Origin of the sequence: Chitinophaga sp. (assembly GCF_035564935.1) — a bacterium.
GTDB lineage: Bacteria > Bacteroidota > Bacteroidia > Chitinophagales > Chitinophagaceae > Chitinophaga.
Genome location: NZ_DATMTE010000707.1, coordinates 1 through 2049, shown reverse-complemented (window position 1 = coordinate 2049; position 2049 = coordinate 1). Strand labels below are relative to the sequence as shown.

Annotated in this window: 2 protein-coding genes; both read right to left on the bottom strand. The window is 45.6% G+C overall.

Features of this window, described 5'->3' with window-relative positions:
* Positions 1-1074: glycosyltransferase (locus VN105_RS18280; RefSeq protein WP_325642971.1), on the bottom strand; the 1074-nt coding region annotated here is incomplete at its 3' end.
* A 5-nt stretch (positions 1075-1079) separates the two neighbouring features.
* Positions 1080-1856 carry an alpha/beta hydrolase gene (locus tag VN105_RS18275; protein ID WP_325642970.1) on the bottom strand — a complete coding sequence of 259 codons (777 nt, stop codon included), beginning with the start codon at positions 1854-1856 and terminating at the stop codon, positions 1080-1082.
* Positions 1857-2049: the final 193 nt, after the last annotated feature.

Sequence of the window (2049 nt, the reverse complement as noted above, 5' to 3'; positions counted from 1 at the left end):
AGGAATATGAAATATCTGTCCCGGGATAAACCATAACAACAGTTCTGTTTTATTAAAAAACTTCGCCACAGGAAGCAGGAAATAAAGTTCCAGGGTTATTTTAAACAACATGATAATAAGGAACCATGGCCACCATACCGGCAGAAACACCGCTATTACCGCCAGTGCCAGCAAACCGGCGTTGAACAGGTATACCAGCAGCAGTACCCAGGTGAGCCGCTTATCTTCATACTTATCTGCCTTCGACGACCAGCGGATCCGCTGGTTCATAAAATCCCTGAAGGTATCTACGGCCAGTGTGCGCACTACTGCGTCTTCGCATTTCAGGTAACTCACCTTATCAGGGTAAGCGCTGTAAATCTTATACATCAGCAGCATATCATCGCCGGAGGCAATATTATCGATACCTGTGAACCCGCCTACTTCCAGGAACGCCTTTTTTTCATAGGCGAGGTTAGCGCCGTTACACATGGTACCGGAGGCCAGCTGCGCAGCAGCGCCGGTAATGCCCTGCATGGTCATGAAGTCGAGCGACTGCAATCTTTTAAAAAAGTTATGTTCTTTATAGAAGCTGACCGGTGCAGCAATGAATTTAGGTTGATGATGTTCGTAAAACTGCACCAGTGTTTCAATCCAGCGCGGACCCATTACACAATCAGCATCCGTGGTTACAATAAGGCTGCCGGTAGCTTTTGAGATAGCAATTTCTATGGCTTTTTTCTTGAAGGAATTTAACCGTTCTTCTTCATTGAGATATTGTTTTAACTCCAGCAAGTGAATATTTTCTGCCGGGAAATTGCTCACTACTTCGGCAGTATCATCTGTTGAAAAATCATCTATTACAATTACCTCCAACAGGGCAGGGTTATAGGTTTGCCGTTTCAGCGCCTCTAACAGGGCTGGCAGGTTAGCTGCTTCATTCCGGGCAGGAATGATCACAGTAACGGGAGTATGGCAGGCCGATGGCGCTGCGGGGGAAAAATTTTTCAGGCGCTTCCAGCCCAGGGTATACCACAACATTAGTATGCCATACCCTAAAGCCAACACTAACAGTATAATTACAAAAAGATACATCCGGGTTAAAGGTTTTTTTTGATGATAAGCCCCAGTTGATCGGATATCAGCTGATGCCCTTTTTCCATTACCAGTATTTTACAGGGAAAAGAACCATCCGCAAAGCGGGTACCCAGTACTGGAGGAATTACACGGTCGTACTTCCCGAATATCAGGAGAGTCAGAACGTTATATTTGCCTAATAATTGTTTACACTGCCTTTTATCAGGCATCATATGGCGCAAATTGGTCCATACGTTGTATACCAACTCCCTTTTTTCCGGTTCATTCATACGGTGCAGCGCAAACTTATACACGCTCTGGTTCAGCAACCCCAGTTTCCTCCATGTATGTAATAACGTAAAAAACAGGCGGGGATGATATGTATTGTATTTAAACAGCCTGTTTCCCGCAGCGGTTTGGGTAACAAACATATGCCAGGGGTTATTTCTCAACCCATCTCCTGCAGCCAGGATGAGGTGGTTGATCCGCCCGGCCATTTTTTCCACCAGGCACAGGGAAAGGCGCCCTCCCATACTGTAGCCCAACAGGGAAAAACGTTCCTTTCCATGTTGTTGCAGTAATATTTCCACCAGTGCCGCCAGGTCGTTTTTCTCAAAAACACGGTCCTCTTCCCATTGGGTGCTGCCATGCAGGGGCATATCCAGCGCTACTAAAGTAAAGGTATTGCCCAGTGTGGCAGTTAGCGGGTGAAAATGAGCGGCGCTTTCGCCAAAGCCATGCAGGCAAATCAATAGTTCTTCCCCGGCACCTTCCACGGTGCCATGAAACCGGCTTTTCAAATATGACAGATAAAAATCAGGCATAAAGGGGAACAATGATACAGAATAAATGCCTAATGACGATGGAAAGGATTATCCAGGGCAACCGGAAGGCCCATAGGTGGGTGTTTCCCGGTATACTTATACGATTCTTAGAAAAGAAACAATAATAAACCTTAGGTAAGCCATATCTTATAAATAAAGGTTATCTAAA